This is a genomic window from Shewanella sp. UCD-FRSSP16_17 (assembly GCF_001675935.1).
GTDB classification, from domain to species: domain Bacteria; phylum Pseudomonadota; class Gammaproteobacteria; order Enterobacterales; family Shewanellaceae; genus Shewanella; species Shewanella japonica.
Genome location: NZ_LZFV01000048.1, coordinates 93,678 through 111,023, shown reverse-complemented (window position 1 = coordinate 111,023; position 17,346 = coordinate 93,678). Strand labels below are relative to the sequence as shown.

Sequence of the window (17,346 nt, the reverse complement as noted above, 5' to 3'; positions counted from 1 at the left end):
TTTTTTATTTGTTACATTTTAAACAACAAACAAAGCAACAACCTGCCCTTAACCTCTTGTCTCAATGTTGAAATAATTTATGATAAAACAACACACTTGCTCATTTTGTAGGGATATCTATGCGCCGCGTTTTACTTGCCAGCTGCATCATAAACTCACTTATTTCTTTTTCTAGCGTGGCGACACAGATCACTCCTCCTTCAGCAGGCTCTTTGCAGCTTAGTTCGGAATTTGCCAAACCGGTTTTTATTAACGATGTTATCTTGCCTCCCATTAAGCCTTGGAGTGGTTCAAGTGAAACATTACTGCGATCTGCTGATCAATCTTGGTCAACGCCATTTGAACAAAACGGATTAACCACCAGCCCAAACTATGATGAAACTCATCAATGGATAACTAACCTTGTCGATAATAGTGAATTACTAACACAAGTCTCGATTGGGAAAAGTCCACAAGGGCGAGATATTTGGATGGTGGTTGCCTCAGAAACGGGGGCAACAACCGCCGCGGAATTATCACAAAGTAATAAGCCTACTGTGCTAGTACAAGCTGGGATACATTCTGGAGAAATCGACGGTAAAGATGCTGGGATGATGTTACTTAGAGACATCACTCAAGGTAATAAGGAACAATTACTGGATAAAGTTAACCTTCTGTTTGTCCCCATTCTCAGTGTCGATGGTCATGAACGAAGCAGCCAGTTCAACCGTGTTAATCAGCGGGGTCCTGTCGATATGGGCTGGCGTACAAATGCACGCAACCTTAATCTTAATCGTGACTACGCAAAGTTAGACACCCTAGAACTACAGCATATGATACGAGCCATTAATATTTGGCAACCTGATTTATATATCGATGTGCATGTCACCGATGGCATAGATTATCAATACGATGTCACCTTTGGATATAACGTTAAAGAAGGCTACAGCCCAGCAAGTTTTGAATGGCTTGAAACCTATTACCGTCCTGAAATTGAGTCGGCATTATCAGCCCAAGGGCACATTCCTGGTAAGCTAATATTTGCAATTGATAATACAGATTTATCAAAAGGCCTTTCTTATTGGAACCCAAGCCCACGGTTTTCTAATGGTTACGGTGATGCCCGACATTTACCCACTATTTTAATTGAGAACCATAGTTTAAAACCGTTTAAACAGCGAGTTTTAGGCACTTATGTCATGTTAGAGCAAACCTTGAAAACGGTAGCTAAGCATGGAACTAAACTCAAAGCCGCTATATATGAAGATAAATATCAGCATCCACAACGTATCCCCTTAACATGGGAAACCGTTGAGCAGCCTGGTTGGGACTTTAAAGGAATAGGGTACTCTTTAGAACAAAGTGAGATTAGCGGTAATGAGGTTGTTCGTTGGAATGGCCAACCTAAGCTATACCCAAACTTGCCCGTTATGGGCAATACACAGCCTGCGATTAATACCATACGGCCTCAATATTATTACGTTCCAGCTCAGTGGCAACAGGTCATAGAAAGGCTATCAATCCACGGGGTGAGAATGACCACACTGACCAAGGCGAAAACAGTAAAAGTCGCGCAATATCAATTTTCCAATCCCGTATTTAATACAAAAGACTACGAGGGTCGCCAACGTGTAAATGCCACCAGCAATAAAGTTAAGTTTGAAACTACACTCCCTGTCGGCACGGTTGAGATTTCGACCAATCAACCACTGGGCGATTTAGCAATATTATTGCTTGAGCCACAATCAGCAGATTCATTTTTCCAGTGGGGATTTTTCAATAGTATCTTTACTCGAACAGAATACATTGAAGATTATGCGGTAGAGCCAATGGCAGCCAGTATGCTAGCAGACAATGAAGCTTTAGCGAGTGAGTTTGCCCTTGCATTAAAAGATGAAGACTTTGCCAACGATCCTAAAGCCAGGTTACGCTGGTTTTACGAAAGAAGTCCTTACTACGACAATCAATATATGAAGTACCCAATATTACGTTCAAATTAGTCTTGGTAAGCTAAAATAGCGATACATTGCGTGCAAAAGGTAATTGTCCCAGCGCTTTGTATCGCTTTATTTCGGTTCATAGCTTGCAACTAATGCCAGCTTTTTTGTTCGAGACAGTTTTTTTACCGCAAGTTCACGTTTAGTGGCAGCACTGCGGTTGGCCACGGATTCTTGATACACTAAATGAAGTGGCCCCTTACCACGTAAAAATTTAGCACCTTTCACTCCCTTTTCATGCTCACTAAAGCGGCGAGCAACATCTGTGGTAATCCCTGTATATAACTGCCCATCTCGACATTGAATCATATAAAGATACCAATTCGCTCCTTTCGCTTGCGACTTATCTACAGGCTTAGTTAACTGTGACGTTGACCCAATTGAGTCATCAGCTTGATTACTGCTCATCGATATAAAAAACCTTCGTTCGGATCATAGTTATCTGTGGCTATCATGGCATAATGCGGTATCAAAAATAAATCTTATGTTCTAAGCCTACCTTAGACAAACCACAACATGATGAACGTCATGTGAGGAGCAACGATGTCAACAAAATCTGATGCCTGTGCACAACCAGGCTTAATGGCACCCCAAGATGCAATTAACGCGCTTTTAGCACAAGTCAGTGTCATTGAAGATAGCGAGATGGTGGGCTTAAATGATGCTGTTGGGCGGATTTTGTCTGAAGATTTAGCATCATGTATTGATTTACCACCTTTTGACAATTCTTCTATGGATGGTTATGCCTTCCGTTATGACGATTTAACAGGCGAGACAGCAACAACACTGACACAGGTCGGTACTTCTTTTGCGGGTCACCCATACACAGGGCCTATTAAACCCAACACTTGCATTCGAATCATGACTGGCGCCCCTGTACCTGCTGGATATGACACAGTACAGATGCAAGAAAAGACTCAAGCGGATGGTGAAAGCATCACTATCGAACACCCTAGCGCCAAAGGCAATAGTATTCGCTATCGTGGTGAAGAGTTACTGGCAGGAACCAATGTATTAAAAAGCGGTACTCAAATTCGTGCTGCCGAAATGGGCGTACTGGCGACTATCGGAATTAGCCAAGTGCGAGTAAAGCGTCGCTTAACGGTTGCCTTCTTTTCAACAGGCGATGAACTCCGCCCTGTTGGTAGCGAGTTAGCACCAGGACAAATTTATGACTCTAACCGTTATTCAATTCAAGGTTTGCTAACTCAAGCAAATGTTGAATGGATAGACTTAGGTGTTATTGAGGATGATAAAGAAGCCATTCGTGGCGCTTTTAAAGAAGCGGCAGACAGAGCAGATATGGTCCTTACCTCTGGCGGCGTGTCAGTTGGCGATGCTGATTACACTAAGCAAATTTTATCAGAAGTAGGTGAAATTACCTTTTGGCGTTTAGCCATCAAACCAGGTAAACCTTTTGCATTTGGTAAACTTGGCAACGCCGTATTCTGTGGTTTACCGGGTAACCCTGTTTCTTCAATGGTAACTTTCTATAAACTCGTTTGGCCAATCATCAATAAAATGCAAGGGTTAACCCCTAAGCCAGCCTTAGTGGTCAATGCAACCCTATCAACGCCTATCCGTAAACAACCTGGCCGAGCCGAATATCAACGTGGTATTTTAAGCCGCAATGAGAACGGTGAACTTATTGTTGCTTCTACAGGTGGCCAAGGCTCAGGTATGTTGACCTCAATGAGTTTGGCAAATTGCTTTATTAACTTAGATCAAGACCAAGGGGATATTGCCGCTGGTGCAACCGTTCACGTCGAACCATTTACCAGTGTGCTGTGCTAAGGAAATATCATGACTCAGATACCTAAAGATAATGAAGTCGATATTTTAACTGACAATGAAATGCTGCGTTATAGCCGTCAGATCTCCATTAAAGCAATGGATATTGAAGGCCAAGAAAAGCTTAAACAAGCAAAAGTGTTAGTCATTGGAGCCGGTGGTCTTGGGTGCACGGTGACACAATACCTCGCTGTCGCGGGTGTAGGTGAAATGACCATTGTTGATTTTGACACTGTAGAGTTATCCAATCTACAGCGCCAAGTCTTACATCAAGATGCCAATATTGGCCAAGCAAAAGTCGACTCTGCCAAGCAAACACTTGCTCAATTGAACCCGCTCATCACTATCAATACCATCAATCAATTTTTGGATGAGGATCGTATTGATGCGTTGGTTGCTGAACATGGGTTAGTACTCGATTGCACCGACAATGTTCAAGTCAGAGAGCAACTAAATCAAAGCTGCTTTAAACATAAAGTCAGCTTTATCTCAGCTGCCGCGATCAGAATGGAAGGCACTGTCACTGTTTTTGATTATCAAGCCAGCTCTCCTTGCTATCACTGTTACAGCAGTTTGTTTGGAGAACAGCAGTTGACCTGCGTCGAGTCTGGTATTCTAGCGCCAGTTGTTGGTCTTGTCGGCTGCATTCAAGCAACTGAAGCTATCAAAGCCATTAGCCAGTTTGGTCAAGGCTTAAATGGACGCATTTTAATGATTGATGCGATGACAATGGAGTTTCGAGAGATGAAGCTACCAAAGCAAACTAATTGCTCTGTTTGTGGTGGAGAAAAGTAACAAAAACGGCAATTTGTGGTTATCTTGTCTATAGTTAAATAATGAAAAATAGCAGCGTAATCAGGATGCTAAAATGTTCATTGATTTAAAGATAACCACTGTATTATCTTGCTTCAAAAAACACTGTGAGTTAATAAGCCCGCTTAGCTTGGCAATTTACAGTGTCATTTTAGGTAGCTTAACAGCCTGTTCAGGCGATGACATAACGCCGCTACATTCAACTAATCCTGCTTCGAATTATTGTTTAGATAACGATGGGACACTTGAAACCATAAAACACATCAATGGCGATATCTTGTTATGCACTTTACCTGACGGAGAAGTCATCGAAACTTGGGAATTATTTAGACGGGATCACCAAAAAACCTAATCAATTTATAAGTGGTTAAACTTAATTTATGCCACTTTCAGCAAGCTTTACATCCTCAACACCTTGCAAATCTGCCGTTTCAGCACTAAGTAGTGCTTTAGCTGCTTGTTCCTCTACTGCCCTATCCGCTTTTGAAATATATTTAGGTTTATTACTCGCGCCAGCCTTTTTCGCATTGGCTTTTTTAGCTTTACCTTTTAGGGTTTGATTAATTTTTTTACGTCGGTTCATCTTAGTATTACCCTAAAGTACATATGGAAAAGCGGTTTCATTACAGCTCTGTCAGTCGAGGGGGGATTTTACAATCTATACACCAAAATACCAATTCAAAATCGCTTCAACCATCGACGCAATTAAGAATTGGCCTTTCTGTTACAGCTACTCACTCATAAAAAGTGCTTGTTGCTCATCCCCGCAGTTCTCGCTAAATGCCTATTCTTGTATTACAACCCAAATGGCATGGAGCAAACCAGGAATGAAAAATAACAGGCACAAGATAACGTTAATAAGTAAGTCTTTCCCCACACCTTTTTTCAAAAAAACCGCAACCGGTGGCAATAAAATAGCAATGATAATGAGTAATAGTTTATTTGTATCCATAAGTGTTTAATCCTTTATTTGTAAGTGAATCAATTTAATTACAGCTCAACTGCAACAATTTGTTAAACAGTTCAAATATCATTATGATGATTAATAAATACAATTTATTCTTGATTTTTAATCATTTAAGCTAATTACTATGTAGAAGGTGCGATGATAGAAAACAGTAGCCTTATTCTCGTTCAAGTTATTTGCCTATTAAGCTTCGCAGCGACAATAGCTTGGACAGTTATGGTCACCCCAATGCGAGTTTCGCCTAGCGCAAGTTGGCGATTCGCATTAGCTAATTTTTCTATCTTGATAGGTATGTTGCTGTATACCCAGCGCACATTTGAACCCAGTTACCTGCATTGGCTCGTTGCAGATAATATTATTCTAGTCGGTTTTTGCTTATTGCGCTGGGGAGCCCAGCGTTTATATCATCTCAATTCCAGTTATCAGTTTGATATTGGCGTATTACTGGTCACCTGCGGCTTCATGCTCATGGTACAACCCCAAGCAGAAAATGCGTCCTATCTCATGATCATCTTATCCTTGGCCGCCTCAGTGTTATTTTTCATGTTAGCCAAAGATCATTACACCGCTTTCAAAGCTAACTTTACCGCTTTTGCCACTTACTGGCTGGTTGTCCCTATTTTCTTGATTGGTTTATTGTTCTTTATCCGCTCGGTAATTTTAATTATCTATCCAGAAAAAGTAGCCACCTATGCAGCTTTTAACACTGAACAATCCATCCCTGTTCTTTGGACTTACATCGTCCTTATTTTAGTCGTCAACATTCTCATTATTGGCAACACCATTAATCGCCTAGTCGTTAAAATAATGACGCTTGCTAACAAAGATCCTTTAACAGATCTTTGGAATCGAAATGCATTACAGAAAAAGTTAACCGCTGAACATGAGCGCTGGCTACGAGATAAAGTGATGTATAGCGTCGTGTTAATCGACATAGACCACTTCAAACAAATTAATGACACTCACGGGCATACCGCAGGGGATGAAGTATTAAAGCTGACCGCTAAACGGCTTAGTAAAGTGACTAGAAAAATAGACTTTTTGTGCCGTTTTGGCGGAGAAGAGTTTGTACTAATTTTACCTAACACCACTGAGCAACAAGTTCTTTGTGTTGCAGATAAGCTGCAACAGACGCTAGCAGAGATTGACTTTGAATGGCAAGGTACACCGATTCAAATACAAGCGAGTATTGGCTGTGTCACCATCACGGAATCACTAGCAGTAGATTCGCTATTACAGTTGGCAGATAAAGCGATGTATGAAGCAAAAGCCAGTGGTCGTAACTGTATCAAAAGTGCTAATTAGCCATACAGTCTCGGACATCAAGCTTAATTTTCCAACTCATGCCTAAATCGCTGAAGGTTTAGTTTTGGCTTTCGGCCAATCTAGTGCTGCCGGAGTCTTCCAATCACCTTGTAATTGCTTAGTGACCTTTTCATTTGAAAAGATCTCACCAGAGACTGGAAGTTGGTTTATGTGATAATGCTGCCCTTTGTAATAAAAATCTAATGCCATAGCATGCAAATAACAACGATCGCTTTGTTCGGCGCCATAAAGCGTGTCTCCAACTATCGGAACGCCAATACTGACCAAGGCAACTCGTAACTGATGGGTTTTACCACTTAACGGTTTTAATAGGTACAGTCGCAAGCCGTTTTCTAGCGAGTAAGAGAAAAACTGAGTGATAGCAGGATTCTCTTTGCTGCGAAGCAATTTATACATACTGCGCCGAGATTTACTCATGTCACCGATAACCCAACCTTGCTTCTTTTTCGGTTTACCCTGAGCAATGGCGACATAGTATTTTTGAATACGATGCTCAGTAAACAACGCAGTAAACTCCGCTGCAGCTTGGGCAGATTTGGCTAAAATAAGCAGCCCCGAGGTTGGTGTATCTAAACGATGAACACTAAATAGCTTAATACCTAAATCAGCCTCAACTTGAGCAACCACTCCTGCACTGCCATCTTGGCTGTGGAAATGCACATTAGGTGATTTATTGATCACAATAAAGTCAGGGTGTTGTTCAACGATTTGATACATAGACTGATTTCTGTTGGGGAAAATGAGTAAGGTTTATCTGTTTTACCAGCTGGCTTAAAACTGAATGTCGACAATCAAACCCGGGTGATTATCTTTAAGTTCAATAGTAGCATGATGACGCGATAAAATCGCTTTCACCATTGATAAACCAAGCCCAGTCCCCTTGTGGTGACGACTTGGATCAAGCCTCACAAGACGCTCAAATACTCGCTCTTTGTCTTCGTCGCTGATCCCGGGGCCGTTATCAATAATCTGCACAGTGCGACCAGTTTGAACAATTTTAATCTCGGCATCTTCAGGCGCATATTTAATTGCGTTATCAACTAAGTTAAACAGCGCTTGGAATAACAAATATTTATCGCCTGAAATGGTCACATCATTAGCCACACTTAGTGACAAGGTTTGCTGCTTCGACTCCGCAACCACCTCTGCCATTTCAAACAAGTCTTCACATAATAACTGCAAACTCACAGGCTGTTTATCTAACGTCTGCTGGCCTTCTTCAATGCGTGTTAATGACAGCATCGCATCAAAAGTCGCTAAACAATGATCCAGTTCTTCAAGTAGCATAGCCGTGAGTTCTGGCACCTGTTCAGCTGGTTTACTCGGTAACTGCTCAATGCCTATGCGCAAATGTGATAAAGGTGTTCGTAAGTCATGGGCAATATTATCGGTCACGCCTCGCACTGACATTAAATTATGCTCAAGCGTATCTAACACTCGGTTAAATTGTCCGGCTAGCATGTCAAATTCATCTTGATTATGACTAACGGGCAAACGGGTGTCGTACTCTCCTTGTTCAATTTTCTCACTGAGTAAATTGTACTGTACCAATCGTCTTAAAATGGCCTTGGAAAACACAAAACCAACCGCAAGAGTGATGCCCAAAGTAAACGCAACCGCCCAAAAAGCAGCATTGATAAACTTCTCAATTAAGGCTGACAAATTATCGGTTCGGGTTGCAATCAGCACAGGCCCGTAATGGGTCATGACGATTCCGCCAGTGAGGATATGTAGCTTATCAGGGCCACCCGTCAAAATCGGAAAGTCACGGGTTTTAGGCAATAGCGGCATGTTGTCTGGCACAAAACTTAATGCACCAACCATATCTACACTGTTACGCCATGCTATGAGCGCAGTTTTGGGATCCGCTGCGCGTATTTGGGCTGCAAAGCTGCGACGGTCAACCGTTAAGGCTAACTGCTGATAACGTTGCATTTCTGTGGCAAGGTGCTGCTCGACTTGGTTTTCCTGTTCAATCACCAATTGCCGATAGAGCCCAAACACCAGTAACACAATGAGTAAGGTTACCAGTGTTGAGAAAATCAGCGTTATTCGCCAAGCACTACTTTGGTAGGGTTTAATTCCCTTTGCAAAGGCGATATCCAGCCCCTCGAACCGTTTCAATGATTTCAGGGTGGCCTAACTCTTCAAACTTACGACGTAATTTAGCAATGTGCACATCGATGACATTGGTGCGAGGATCAAAGTGATAATCCCATACTGCTTCAAATAACAATGTGCGACTGATAACTTGATTAGGGTGTTCCATCAGATACTTAAGCAACTGAAACTCTTTAGGTTGTAACAATAACTCATGTTCATCAAGTGTCACTTTACGAGTCAACAACTCCATTTTTAAGTTGCCCACTTCCAAGTCTGTATTGGCTGCAGACGGAGCGTTACGCTGAATAAGCTTCTCTGCACGCACTTGTAACTCAGCAAAAGCAAATGGCTTGGTCATATAGTCATCACCACCAGCACGTAAACCTTTTACACGCTCATCCACATGGCTTAGTGCCGAAAGGATTAATACTGGAGTCTGGTTACCGTTATTACGTAATGCCGTAAGTAATGTAAGTCCATCAAGCTGAGGTAACATGCGATCTAAAATGATAATGTCATATTGATTATGTTTAGCTTGGTGCAAGCCATCATGGCCATTTGTCGCGGTATCGACTTGATATTGTTGAGCGGTAAAACCTTCAGCAACATATTGTAGCGTGGTTGCGTCATCTTCAACGATTAATACTCGCATAGTGCTATTCCTTCGTTTTACAGCATGAAATTCATTGTGAGTTTAGTCCCACTGCAATAATGGCAATGGGCGTAATTCTTCAATATCAAACGCTATCGTATGCTTACTAGAGACGTTCAGCAGTTTCAGCTCAAGATAGCTGATGGCAAGGTCGTGATCTAACTCAGCTTCAATTAAATACCCAGACTGATTTTCTTTTGCCAACTTAACTAATTCGGTAAAAGTCATACCTTTTGAAATTAATACTTTGGCAGCCTTCACCTGATCTAAATCATCGGACTCAAGCGTCGTTAATTTCTTTTTCATCAAGGCGCCATCAACAGCAAAAAAAGACAGCTCAGTGATTTCACTGTCTTCAAGGTTGAGTACATCCACTTCATAGATTAACTGACCATTTTCCACATCCATATCAAATGAAGAAACAATACCGCGATAATCTAATTCAATTTGTTCAATCACAGTTATCGGTTGCACGTATCCACCTTCAGACAACAAAGTATGCATACTCGGGGTTGCCATCACCATTGACGGGAACACAACTAGCAACGACAAAACGATACGGAACATGAAAGCCTCAATAAAGAGAATTGGAATAGTGATACTTTACCTAAGCCCGACAAAAGACCCAAGCTTTGTAAGATTAATAATTGATCATGATTCTAGTATATGAACTTGTTCAGATTTAAGCGCGATAGTCGTCTCTAATCCCGGTTTCAAGTTCAATTTAGTGGCCAAGTGAGAAGGAACATCCATATTAAAGGTCTCTTTCACATCCCGCATAGAGGCCTTAACACGCACAGATTCTCCCATGACCAAAATCGAATCGATGACGATATCCAGTTTATTAATGCTACGACATAATCGCCCACTGGAAATGGCATTAAAGCGAATGCCTTGGTTTGGAATGACCCAACGTACCTGTTGGCCTATCGCCAACTCTGGCGCACTATCACTGGCGATGATCTGTTCGCCCATTTTAAGCCATGTGATATTGGCTTCCTCATCTCGCCCACTGACTTCGGCGTGAAATATATTACGCAGCCCCATTTGCCTTGCGACGGTTTCATTACGGGGATGGGACAATACTTCAAACGGCTCCCCTTGCTGAAGCATATTTCCCTGACTGATAAGAATCATTTTATCGGCCAGCAACAAGGCTTCATTCATATCATGGGTCACCATGATAACGGGTATAGATAATTGCGATTTGAGCCGTGCAAGCTCGATATATAATCGCTCACGGGTTTCCCTATCTACGGCAGAGAAGGGCTCATCAAGTAATAACACCGAAGGCTCACGGGCTAATGCCCTCGCTAAAGCCACACGTTGACGCTGACCACCAGATAATTGCGCAGGCAACCTAGCAGGCAGTCCATGTAAGTTAACGCGCTCAAGCCAGTCTAGAGCCCTCGCTTTACGTTCGCTCTTAGGGATATGGTCTAAACCAGAAATGACATTATCAAGGGCTGTTAAATGTGGGAACAAGCCAAAATGCTGCGGCACATAGCCGATATGACGCTGTTGAGGCGATAAATGCAACTTAGGCTCACTCGCATACCAGTCTTGTCCGCCACATTGAATGGTGCCCTTTTCAGGCGAACTCAGACCAGCAATCATCCGCAATAAGGTGGTTTTACCTCCACCAGACGGCCCTACTACAGCCAAGACTTCGCCAGCCTTACAATCGAATTTGGCCGATAAAGGAATAGGAAGTTGCTGCGAAATATCGCAATGTAAATCAGCGTTGCGGGTTGGCATGCTGCCCCCCAATACGCTTTGATAAACTGGTAGTGATTGCCAGTACACTAATGGCAAAGACAAGCAGCACTAACGACATCGTACCCGCCGCTTCAAAGTCAAAGGCTTGCACACTGTCATAAATGGCAATTGAAATGGTTTTCGTTTCACCAGCGATATTGCCGCCTAACATCAATACCACACCAAACTCACCTAATACGTGGGAAAAACATAATACCACCGCAGTTAAAATCCCGGGCCAGATCATCGGTAATTCGATTTTGAGAAATATGCGCCACCAGCTCATACCACAGCATGCTGCGGCATCTGGAATATCATGGGGGATAGTTTCAAAAGCACGTTGAATTGGCTGAACAGCGAAGGGAATATTGACCAAGATAGACGCAATAACCAATCCGGAAAAATTAAACACTAATTGTGCACCAGTAAATTGCTCAACCCATTGCCCAATAAGGCTTTGGCTGCCTAAGCCAACCAATAAGTAATAACCAATAACAGTCGGCGGCAACACAAGTGGCACCATAATCAAGGCTTCAACCCAAGACTTGCCTTTAAACTGGCGGTAAGCCAAAAAACGGCCAACAAATACTGCCATTGGGACTAAAATTAATACGGTTACACTGCTTAACTTGGCCGATAGCCACAATGACTGCCAATCCATAAATTACTCTTCCGCCACTTGCTGTCTTGGTTGTGGTGCACGAAGTTTAGGTTGATGCAAATGATGCTTGTCTGTCAGTGAGTCTGGAAAACCAAAACCGTAATTTTCTAATACGTCATGAGCCGCACTCGACTTCATGTATTCATAAAACGCTTTGGTGGTATCACCAGCTTTAGGGGTCATCACCATGCGTTGATTAATCGGTTGATATAAAGACTGCGGGATTTCAACATAGCGTCCCATTTTGCTGAACTGCGGCGCAGAAGCTAATGATAACGCCACAATACCACCTTGAGCAGAACCGCTTAGGGCAAATTGAGCCGCCTGAGAGACATTTTCACCCATAATGATGGTTGACTGCAGTGCTTCCCAAAGGCCTTTGTCTGTTAATAGCGCTTGAGCACGTTCGCCGTAGGGAGCGTGAGCCGGATTAGCAATCACAAAACGTTTAATTTTGCCTTGCTCAATTGCCGCTTCAAGACCTGCAAGTTGTGGATCAAGGTTTAAAGAAGAGTTATTAGGCGCAACAAGGGCAAGTTTACCAATGGCATAAATATCACCATCAGAGTCAGTTTTACCGACTTTATGTAACTGCTGTACATAAAACTCATCAGCGCTAAGCAGCATTTCAAAAGGCGCACCATGTTGAATCTGCGCCACAAAATTACCAGAAGAACCGTAAGACACTCTAAGCTTCAGGCCCGTTTCAGCGGTAAAGTTCGCCACAATTTCATCTAAGGCAAACTTCACATTCGATGCTGCAGCAATCGCAGGGGGTTTGGCTGCTTGTGCCGAGAATGACACTAAGGTCACCAAACCAATGACCCCACTCAACACTAAAGCTTGAATACCCTGCGACAAACGGCAACTCACGGTCATAAACTTAGTGTCCTTATTTACTTAACATCATTCCACATTGATGCAGCTTGTTCGTCCGAGTCGCGTGCTTCAACCCAGTTATTGCCTTCTTCACCGGCTTCTAATTTCCAAAATGGCGCTTTGGTTTTTAAGAAATCGATTAAGAATTCACACGCTGCAAATGCCGCTTTACGATGCATACTGGTGACACCGATAAACACGATTTGCTCGCCTAGTTCCATACGCCCTACGCGGTGAATAATCGTGACATAGTTTAGCGGCCAGCGCTCATAAGCTTGCTCCGCTAATTGGACTAATACCGCTTCTGTCATACCAGGATAATGCTCAAGGGTCAGATCCGTTACCGCACTGCCATCATTAAAATCACGCACTTTACCGGCAAAGGTCACCACAGCGCCGTCACTGTTGTCAGCCGCAATAGCAGCGTATTCATCGGCGACATTAAAATCGGCCGTCTGAACACGGACGACTTGTTTTGGGTTTGTTTCTTTACTGGCCGTCATATTAACCGCCTGTCACTGGAGGGAAAAAAGCAACTTCATCACCATCAGCAACCGCAGCATCCCATGCGCTCATGGTTTGATTCACGGCAACAAGTAGTTTGTCTGAAGACAAGACTTTTGCCCATTTCTCATCAGTCGATGCCAATGCTTGGCGTAACTGCTCGGTGTTTGTGATCCCTTCAGCTGAGATTTCTGTTTTGGCTGTACCCAGTAACTCTCTAACTTGTGCAAAAAATAAAACCTGAATCATGACAATGTCTCTTTAAATATTTTGGATGCCAGCGAAAAATTAATCTTCAGCTTGGAAGTGACCTGATTTACCACCACGCTTTTCGAGTAAACGTACTTGGGAAATAATCATGTCTTTTTGAACCGCTTTACACATGTCGTAAATCGTTAACGCCGCCGTTGATGCAGCCGTTAATGCTTCCATCTCAACACCGGTTTTACCAGAAAGTTTACATAAACTGGTAATACGAACGCGGTTGTGTTCTGGTTGAGCTTCTAAGTCCACTTCAACTTTCGTCAACATGAGTGGATGACATAGCGGGATTAAATCTGAGGTTTTTTTAGCAGCTTGAATACCTGCAATACGGGCTGTCGCAAACACATCACCTTTGTGATGGCTGCCACTCATGATCATTTCTAACGTACTTGGCGCCATCTCAATGAATGCTTCAGCACGCGCTTCACGTTCAGTAATGTTTTTCTCTGTCACATCGACCATGTGCGCGTTGCCATCGGCATTGATATGGGTAAAACAATTGCTCATGCTAACTTGCCTTATAAAATCTAGATGTCAGTTAGGGATTGAATTTAGCAACCAAGATTAGCCACCAATTGATGCTAAATGTTTGGTTACGCCTGTTATCCCTTGATGTAAATAATGGGTTTCTTCTTTTTGCGCTAACTGACTGTGTAAACGCTCAATTAACTCTGCTCGTTGAGATTCGTGTTGCAATAAATCTCGTAAGTCCAAACCATTTTCGGTAAATAGACACAAGTGCAATTTACCTTTGGCTGAGACTCGCAGGCGATTACAGCTAGCGCAAAAGTTTTTGGCGTACGGCATAATCAATCCGATACGGCCTTGATAATCTGGATGACTAAAGTTTTGTGCAGGACCATCATCTACGCTAGGTAAGTCATATAACCAGCCTTCTGACTCAAGTTTTAACTTGATATCAAGGCCCGCTAAATGGTGTGCGTTAAAGTAATCATGACCCAAGCCCGTTTCCATGAGTTCAATAAAGCGCAAATCAATCGGTGTGCTTTTGATCCAATGTAAAAAACGTGGCAAATCTTTGTCATTTAAGCCTTTTAACAATACGGCGTTAATTTTAATTCGCTCAAATCCAGCATCCAATGCTGCATCGATTCCGCGCATGACCTCATCAAATTTGTTTTCACCAGTAATTTGGTAAAACATCTTAGGATCAAGGCTATCAACTGAAACATTAATGCGTCGCAAGCCTGCGTCGTACCATTCTTTAGCATGTTTTTCGAGACGATAACCGTTGGTTGTCATTGCGACAGTATTAATGTTGTCATTGTCGGCAACAATACGAACGATATCAGTAAAATCTTTTCTTAGTGTCGGCTCACCACCGGTAATGCGGATTTTTTGCGTACCTACCTCGCCAAACGCTGCCACTAAATTTTCTATTTCATTTAGCGCAAGGAACTTAGGCTTGCCATCAGGCTTGTAGCCATCAGGGAGGCAATAGGTACATTTGAAATTACAAACGTCAGTGACTGACATCCGCAGATAGTGAAATCTTCGACCAAAGCTGTCTTGTAGTTGGGACATGTTAACCTTTCCAAGTGTGGGAGGTAAGCGCATTTCTTTACTCACCCCGGTGGCATTATTACCACGGCTAAATACCCGTATCTGTGGACGTAGGATATAGAGCTCGGAGAACCGTCAACCTTGATTATAGGCCTAAAATCACTCGGATCAGTACCTTTTTATGACAATTTGTCCCAGTTTGAGCAAAATCTGTAAAGATTTGCGAGCTAGCTCACGAGCTCAAAATCGCAGTTGCTACTGTGACCTAAGTCATTTTTGAGGTAAGGTGAGTAAAACAAAAAAACAACAAACCCGCCATAAACCGGGAAACGAAGATCAAAGGTGAGATGATGGAACGCGAATCTATGGAATTCGATGTAGTAATAGTCGGTGCAGGACCTGCCGGACTCGCTACTGCATGTCGATTAATGCAAATATCACAAGATGCAGATAAAGAAATGACCGTCTGTGTGGTTGAAAAAGGCTCTGAGGTTGGAGCGCACATCTTATCAGGTGCGGTTTTCGAACCTAAAGTATTGGATGAATTGTTCACAGATTGGCGAGAATCCGATATCCCTTTGAATACCAAAGTGACTCACGACGAGATTTATTTACTTAGCTCAGAGTCAAACTCCAAGTTAATGTCGAACAGCTTAGTGCCTAAAACCATGCATAATGAAGGCAACTATATTATCAGCGTCGGGAACTTAACCCGCTGGTTAGCTGAAAAAGCTGAAGGCTTAGGCGTTGAAATTTTCCCAGGATTTGCTGCAAGTGAAGTGCTGTTTAATCAAGATAACAGCGTAAAAGGCATTTTAATTGGCGATATGGGCGTCGGCGCTAACGGCGAAGAAAAAGACAGCTATATGCCAGGTATGGAATTACATGCCAAATACACCGTCTTTTCTGAAGGTTGTCGAGGCCACCTAGGTAAAGAGCTAATCGCAAAATATCACCTTGATAATGGAAAGACCCCACAGCATTATGGTTTAGGTTTTAAAGAAATCTGGAAAATTCCTGCCGAGCAACATCAAGAAGGTAAAGTTGTCCATACTGGTGGCTGGCCATTAAACCAAGGTACTTCAGGTGGCGGATTCCTATACCACATGGAAGACAACCAAGTTGCGGTAGGTTTAATCATCGACTTAAACTACAAGAACCCTCACGTCAGTCCATTTGACGAGTTCCAACGTTATAAGCAGCACCCTGTGATCAGCCAAACACTGACAGGTGGTGAACGCTTAACCTACGGCGCGCGCGCAATCGCAAAAGGCGGCTTAAACTCACTGCCAAAAATGAGCTTCCCTGGTGGTCTTCTGATTGGCTGTGATGCTGGCACCTTGAACTTTGCCAAAATTAAAGGCACTCACACTGCAATGAAGAGCGGTATTGTGGCAGCCGAAACCTTAGGTGAAGCCTTAATGGCTGGTGTTGAAGCGGGTAAGGATCTTGATTGTTTCCAAACTCGTATCGAACAAAGCTGGTTACACGAAGAGTTATTCCAATCACGTAACTTTGGCCCTGCTCTGCATAAGTTTGGCACTTATTTGGGGGGCGCATTTAACTTTATCGATCAAAACTGGTTTGGTGGCAAGTTCCCAATCACCTTGCGAGATGAAACCCCAGATCATGCAGAAATGGGCTTAGCGAAAGACTTTACTCCTATAGAGTATCCAAAACCGGATGGTAAATTAAGCTTTGATAAACTGTCTTCTGTTTATCTTTCAAATACCTATCATGAGGAAGATCAGATGTGTCATTTGCAACTTAAAGATGCCTCAATTCCTATCGCGGTAAACTTAATAAAATACAACGAACCAGCTCAACGATACTGCCCTGCAGGCGTGTATGAAGTCGTCACTGAAGGTCCTGAAAACAAGTTTGTGATTAATGCGCAAAACTGTATCCACTGTAAAACCTGTGACATAAAAGACCCAAGTCAAAATATCACTTGGGTCACCCCAGAAGGCGGCGGTGGTCCAAACTATCCAAATATGTAGTTGATATCCTTAGTATCACTTAAGCAAAATTGTCACTTGAACAAAACGCACTATTAATTGGTGCGTTTTTTTATTGTATAAATAACCTATTACCGCAAAATTAGCTCAAGACCACATAAAACCTATTT

Annotated in this window: 20 protein-coding genes and 1 riboswitch; of the genes, 6 read left to right on the top strand and 14 right to left on the bottom strand. The window is 42.7% G+C overall.

Translation table 11 applies throughout. The features are described 5' to 3' along the window. Nucleotides 1–119 precede the first annotated feature (119 nt). Nucleotides 120–1,979 carry a M14 family metallopeptidase gene (locus A9267_RS20245; protein ID WP_065110533.1) on the top strand — a complete coding sequence of 620 codons (1,860 nt, stop codon included), beginning with the start codon at nt 120–122 and terminating at the stop codon, nt 1,977–1,979. Nucleotides 1,980–2,045: 66 nt separating this feature from the next. Here A9267_RS20245 and A9267_RS20240 read toward each other — a convergent pair whose 3' ends face one another. Then, on the bottom strand, nt 2,046–2,384 hold the full coding sequence (locus tag A9267_RS20240; RefSeq protein ID WP_065110532.1) for a GIY-YIG nuclease family protein: 339 nt from the start codon (nt 2,382–2,384) through the stop codon (nt 2,046–2,048). Between the two features lie 135 nt (nt 2,385–2,519). On the opposite strand from A9267_RS20240, the gene moeA reads away from it, so the two are divergent. The 3 genes from moeA (at nt 2,520) to A9267_RS20225 (ending at nt 4,932) form a co-directional block, all read left to right on the top strand. Next, entirely contained in the window at nt 2,520–3,770 is a 1,251-nt protein-coding gene (gene moeA, locus A9267_RS20235; protein ID WP_065110531.1) for a molybdopterin molybdotransferase MoeA, read from the top strand. A 9-nt stretch (nt 3,771–3,779) separates the two neighbouring features. Continuing rightward, on the top strand, nt 3,780–4,562 hold the full coding sequence (moeB, locus tag A9267_RS20230) for a molybdopterin-synthase adenylyltransferase MoeB (RefSeq protein WP_065110530.1): 783 nt from the start codon (nt 3,780–3,782) through the stop codon (nt 4,560–4,562). Nucleotides 4,563–4,635: 73 nt separating this feature from the next. Further along, nucleotides 4,636–4,932, top strand: a complete 297-nt coding sequence (locus A9267_RS20225) for a putative hemolysin (protein ID WP_082972481.1) — start codon at nt 4,636–4,638, stop codon at nt 4,930–4,932. Between the two features lie 21 nt (nt 4,933–4,953). Here A9267_RS20225 and A9267_RS20220 read toward each other — a convergent pair whose 3' ends face one another. Next, nucleotides 4,954–5,163: a DUF2986 domain-containing protein gene (locus A9267_RS20220; protein ID WP_055024189.1), complete on the bottom strand. Its 210-nt coding sequence runs from the start codon at nt 5,161–5,163 to the stop codon at nt 4,954–4,956. A gap of 201 nt (nt 5,164–5,364) precedes the next feature. Further along, nucleotides 5,365–5,532, bottom strand: a complete 168-nt coding sequence (locus A9267_RS20215; RefSeq protein ID WP_065110529.1) for a YqaE/Pmp3 family membrane protein — start codon at nt 5,530–5,532, stop codon at nt 5,365–5,367. A 153-nt stretch (nt 5,533–5,685) separates the two neighbouring features. Between A9267_RS20215 and A9267_RS20210 the strand changes: the two genes are divergently transcribed. Continuing rightward, complete coding sequence (locus A9267_RS20210) at nt 5,686–6,852, top strand: GGDEF domain-containing protein (protein WP_065110528.1); 1,167 nt, start codon at nt 5,686–5,688, stop codon at nt 6,850–6,852. 42 nt (nt 6,853–6,894) lie between these two features. Here A9267_RS20210 and A9267_RS20205 read toward each other — a convergent pair whose 3' ends face one another. The 11 genes from A9267_RS20205 to moaA form a co-directional block, all read right to left on the bottom strand. Continuing rightward, nucleotides 6,895–7,590, bottom strand: coding sequence for a TIGR01621 family pseudouridine synthase (locus A9267_RS20205; protein WP_065110527.1), 696 nt, complete (start codon nt 7,588–7,590; stop codon nt 6,895–6,897). A gap of 54 nt (nt 7,591–7,644) precedes the next feature. Beyond that, complete coding sequence (locus A9267_RS20200) at nt 7,645–8,919, bottom strand: sensor histidine kinase (RefSeq protein WP_225442287.1); 1,275 nt, start codon at nt 8,917–8,919, stop codon at nt 7,645–7,647. 31 nt (nt 8,920–8,950) lie between these two features. Continuing rightward, a complete protein-coding gene (locus A9267_RS20195) occupies nt 8,951–9,628 on the bottom strand; it encodes a response regulator transcription factor (protein WP_065110526.1) in 678 nt (225 codons plus the stop codon). 42 nt (nt 9,629–9,670) lie between these two features. Further along, the gene (locus tag A9267_RS20190) at nt 9,671–10,195 is read right to left on the bottom strand and encodes a hypothetical protein (protein ID WP_055024185.1); all 525 of its coding nucleotides are present in this window, start codon (nt 10,193–10,195) and stop codon (nt 9,671–9,673) included. 84 nt (nt 10,196–10,279) lie between these two features. Then, nucleotides 10,280–11,386 (bottom strand): ABC transporter ATP-binding protein, encoded by a 1,107-nt coding sequence (locus tag A9267_RS20185; RefSeq protein ID WP_065110525.1) that lies wholly within the window; start codon nt 11,384–11,386, stop codon nt 10,280–10,282. Next, complete coding sequence (gene modB, locus A9267_RS20180) at nt 11,367–12,047, bottom strand: molybdate ABC transporter permease subunit (RefSeq protein WP_065110524.1); 681 nt, start codon at nt 12,045–12,047, stop codon at nt 11,367–11,369. The genes A9267_RS20185 and modB overlap by 20 nt, the downstream gene beginning before the upstream one ends. 3 nt (nt 12,048–12,050) lie before the next feature. After that, on the bottom strand, nt 12,051–12,926 hold the full coding sequence (gene modA / locus A9267_RS20175) for a molybdate ABC transporter substrate-binding protein (protein ID WP_065110523.1): 876 nt from the start codon (nt 12,924–12,926) through the stop codon (nt 12,051–12,053). 17 nt (nt 12,927–12,943) lie between these two features. Then, nucleotides 12,944–13,429, bottom strand: coding sequence for a molybdopterin synthase catalytic subunit MoaE (moaE, locus tag A9267_RS20170; protein ID WP_065110522.1), 486 nt, complete (start codon nt 13,427–13,429; stop codon nt 12,944–12,946). A gap of 1 nt (nt 13,430) precedes the next feature. After that, nucleotides 13,431–13,679 (bottom strand): molybdopterin synthase sulfur carrier subunit, encoded by a 249-nt coding sequence (gene moaD, locus A9267_RS20165; protein WP_055024180.1) that lies wholly within the window; start codon nt 13,677–13,679, stop codon nt 13,431–13,433. Between the two features lie 39 nt (nt 13,680–13,718). Continuing rightward, complete coding sequence (gene moaC, locus A9267_RS20160) at nt 13,719–14,201, bottom strand: cyclic pyranopterin monophosphate synthase MoaC (protein WP_055024179.1); 483 nt, start codon at nt 14,199–14,201, stop codon at nt 13,719–13,721. 57 nt (nt 14,202–14,258) lie between these two features. Further along, nucleotides 14,259–15,239, bottom strand: coding sequence for a GTP 3',8-cyclase MoaA (moaA, locus tag A9267_RS20155; RefSeq protein ID WP_055024178.1), 981 nt, complete (start codon nt 15,237–15,239; stop codon nt 14,259–14,261). Then, nucleotides 15,227–15,360: riboswitch (molybdenum cofactor riboswitch) on the bottom strand. It overlaps the preceding gene by 13 nt. A gap of 208 nt (nt 15,361–15,568) precedes the next feature. Between moaA and A9267_RS20150 the strand changes: the two genes are divergently transcribed. Beyond that, nucleotides 15,569–17,218: an electron transfer flavoprotein-ubiquinone oxidoreductase gene (locus tag A9267_RS20150; RefSeq protein WP_065110521.1), complete on the top strand. Its 1,650-nt coding sequence runs from the start codon at nt 15,569–15,571 to the stop codon at nt 17,216–17,218. The last annotated feature ends 128 nt before the right edge of the window (nt 17,219–17,346 follow it).

What these genes read in the sequence shown, in the direction of transcription:
- A9267_RS20245 (WP_065110533.1), top strand. Translation starts at nt 120, where the DNA reads ATGCGCCGCGTTTTACTTGCCAGCTGCATCATAAACTCACTTATTTCT.
- A9267_RS20240 (WP_065110532.1), bottom strand. Translation starts at nt 2,384, where the DNA reads ATGAGCAGTAATCAAGCTGATGACTCAATTGGGTCAACGTCACAGTTA.
- moeA (WP_065110531.1), top strand. Translation starts at nt 2,520, where the DNA reads ATGTCAACAAAATCTGATGCCTGTGCACAACCAGGCTTAATGGCACCC.
- moeB (WP_065110530.1), top strand. Translation starts at nt 3,780, where the DNA reads ATGACTCAGATACCTAAAGATAATGAAGTCGATATTTTAACTGACAAT.
- A9267_RS20225 (WP_082972481.1), top strand. Translation starts at nt 4,636, where the DNA reads ATGTTCATTGATTTAAAGATAACCACTGTATTATCTTGCTTCAAAAAA.
- A9267_RS20220 (WP_055024189.1), bottom strand. Translation starts at nt 5,163, where the DNA reads ATGAACCGACGTAAAAAAATTAATCAAACCCTAAAAGGTAAAGCTAAA.
- A9267_RS20215 (WP_065110529.1), bottom strand. Translation starts at nt 5,532, where the DNA reads ATGGATACAAATAAACTATTACTCATTATCATTGCTATTTTATTGCCA.
- A9267_RS20210 (WP_065110528.1), top strand. Translation starts at nt 5,686, where the DNA reads ATGATAGAAAACAGTAGCCTTATTCTCGTTCAAGTTATTTGCCTATTA.
- A9267_RS20205 (WP_065110527.1), bottom strand. Translation starts at nt 7,590, where the DNA reads ATGTATCAAATCGTTGAACAACACCCTGACTTTATTGTGATCAATAAA.
- A9267_RS20195 (WP_065110526.1), bottom strand. Translation starts at nt 9,628, where the DNA reads ATGCGAGTATTAATCGTTGAAGATGACGCAACCACGCTACAATATGTT.
- A9267_RS20190 (WP_055024185.1), bottom strand. Translation starts at nt 10,195, where the DNA reads ATGTTCCGTATCGTTTTGTCGTTGCTAGTTGTGTTCCCGTCAATGGTG.
- A9267_RS20185 (WP_065110525.1), bottom strand. Translation starts at nt 11,386, where the DNA reads ATGCCAACCCGCAACGCTGATTTACATTGCGATATTTCGCAGCAACTT.
- modB (WP_065110524.1), bottom strand. Translation starts at nt 12,047, where the DNA reads ATGGATTGGCAGTCATTGTGGCTATCGGCCAAGTTAAGCAGTGTAACC.
- modA (WP_065110523.1), bottom strand. Translation starts at nt 12,926, where the DNA reads ATGACCGTGAGTTGCCGTTTGTCGCAGGGTATTCAAGCTTTAGTGTTG.
- moaE (WP_065110522.1), bottom strand. Translation starts at nt 13,429, where the DNA reads ATGACGGCCAGTAAAGAAACAAACCCAAAACAAGTCGTCCGTGTTCAG.
- moaD (WP_055024180.1), bottom strand. Translation starts at nt 13,679, where the DNA reads ATGATTCAGGTTTTATTTTTTGCACAAGTTAGAGAGTTACTGGGTACA.
- moaC (WP_055024179.1), bottom strand. Translation starts at nt 14,201, where the DNA reads ATGAGCAATTGTTTTACCCATATCAATGCCGATGGCAACGCGCACATG.
- moaA (WP_055024178.1), bottom strand. Translation starts at nt 15,239, where the DNA reads ATGTCCCAACTACAAGACAGCTTTGGTCGAAGATTTCACTATCTGCGG.
- A9267_RS20150 (WP_065110521.1), top strand. Translation starts at nt 15,569, where the DNA reads ATGGAACGCGAATCTATGGAATTCGATGTAGTAATAGTCGGTGCAGGA.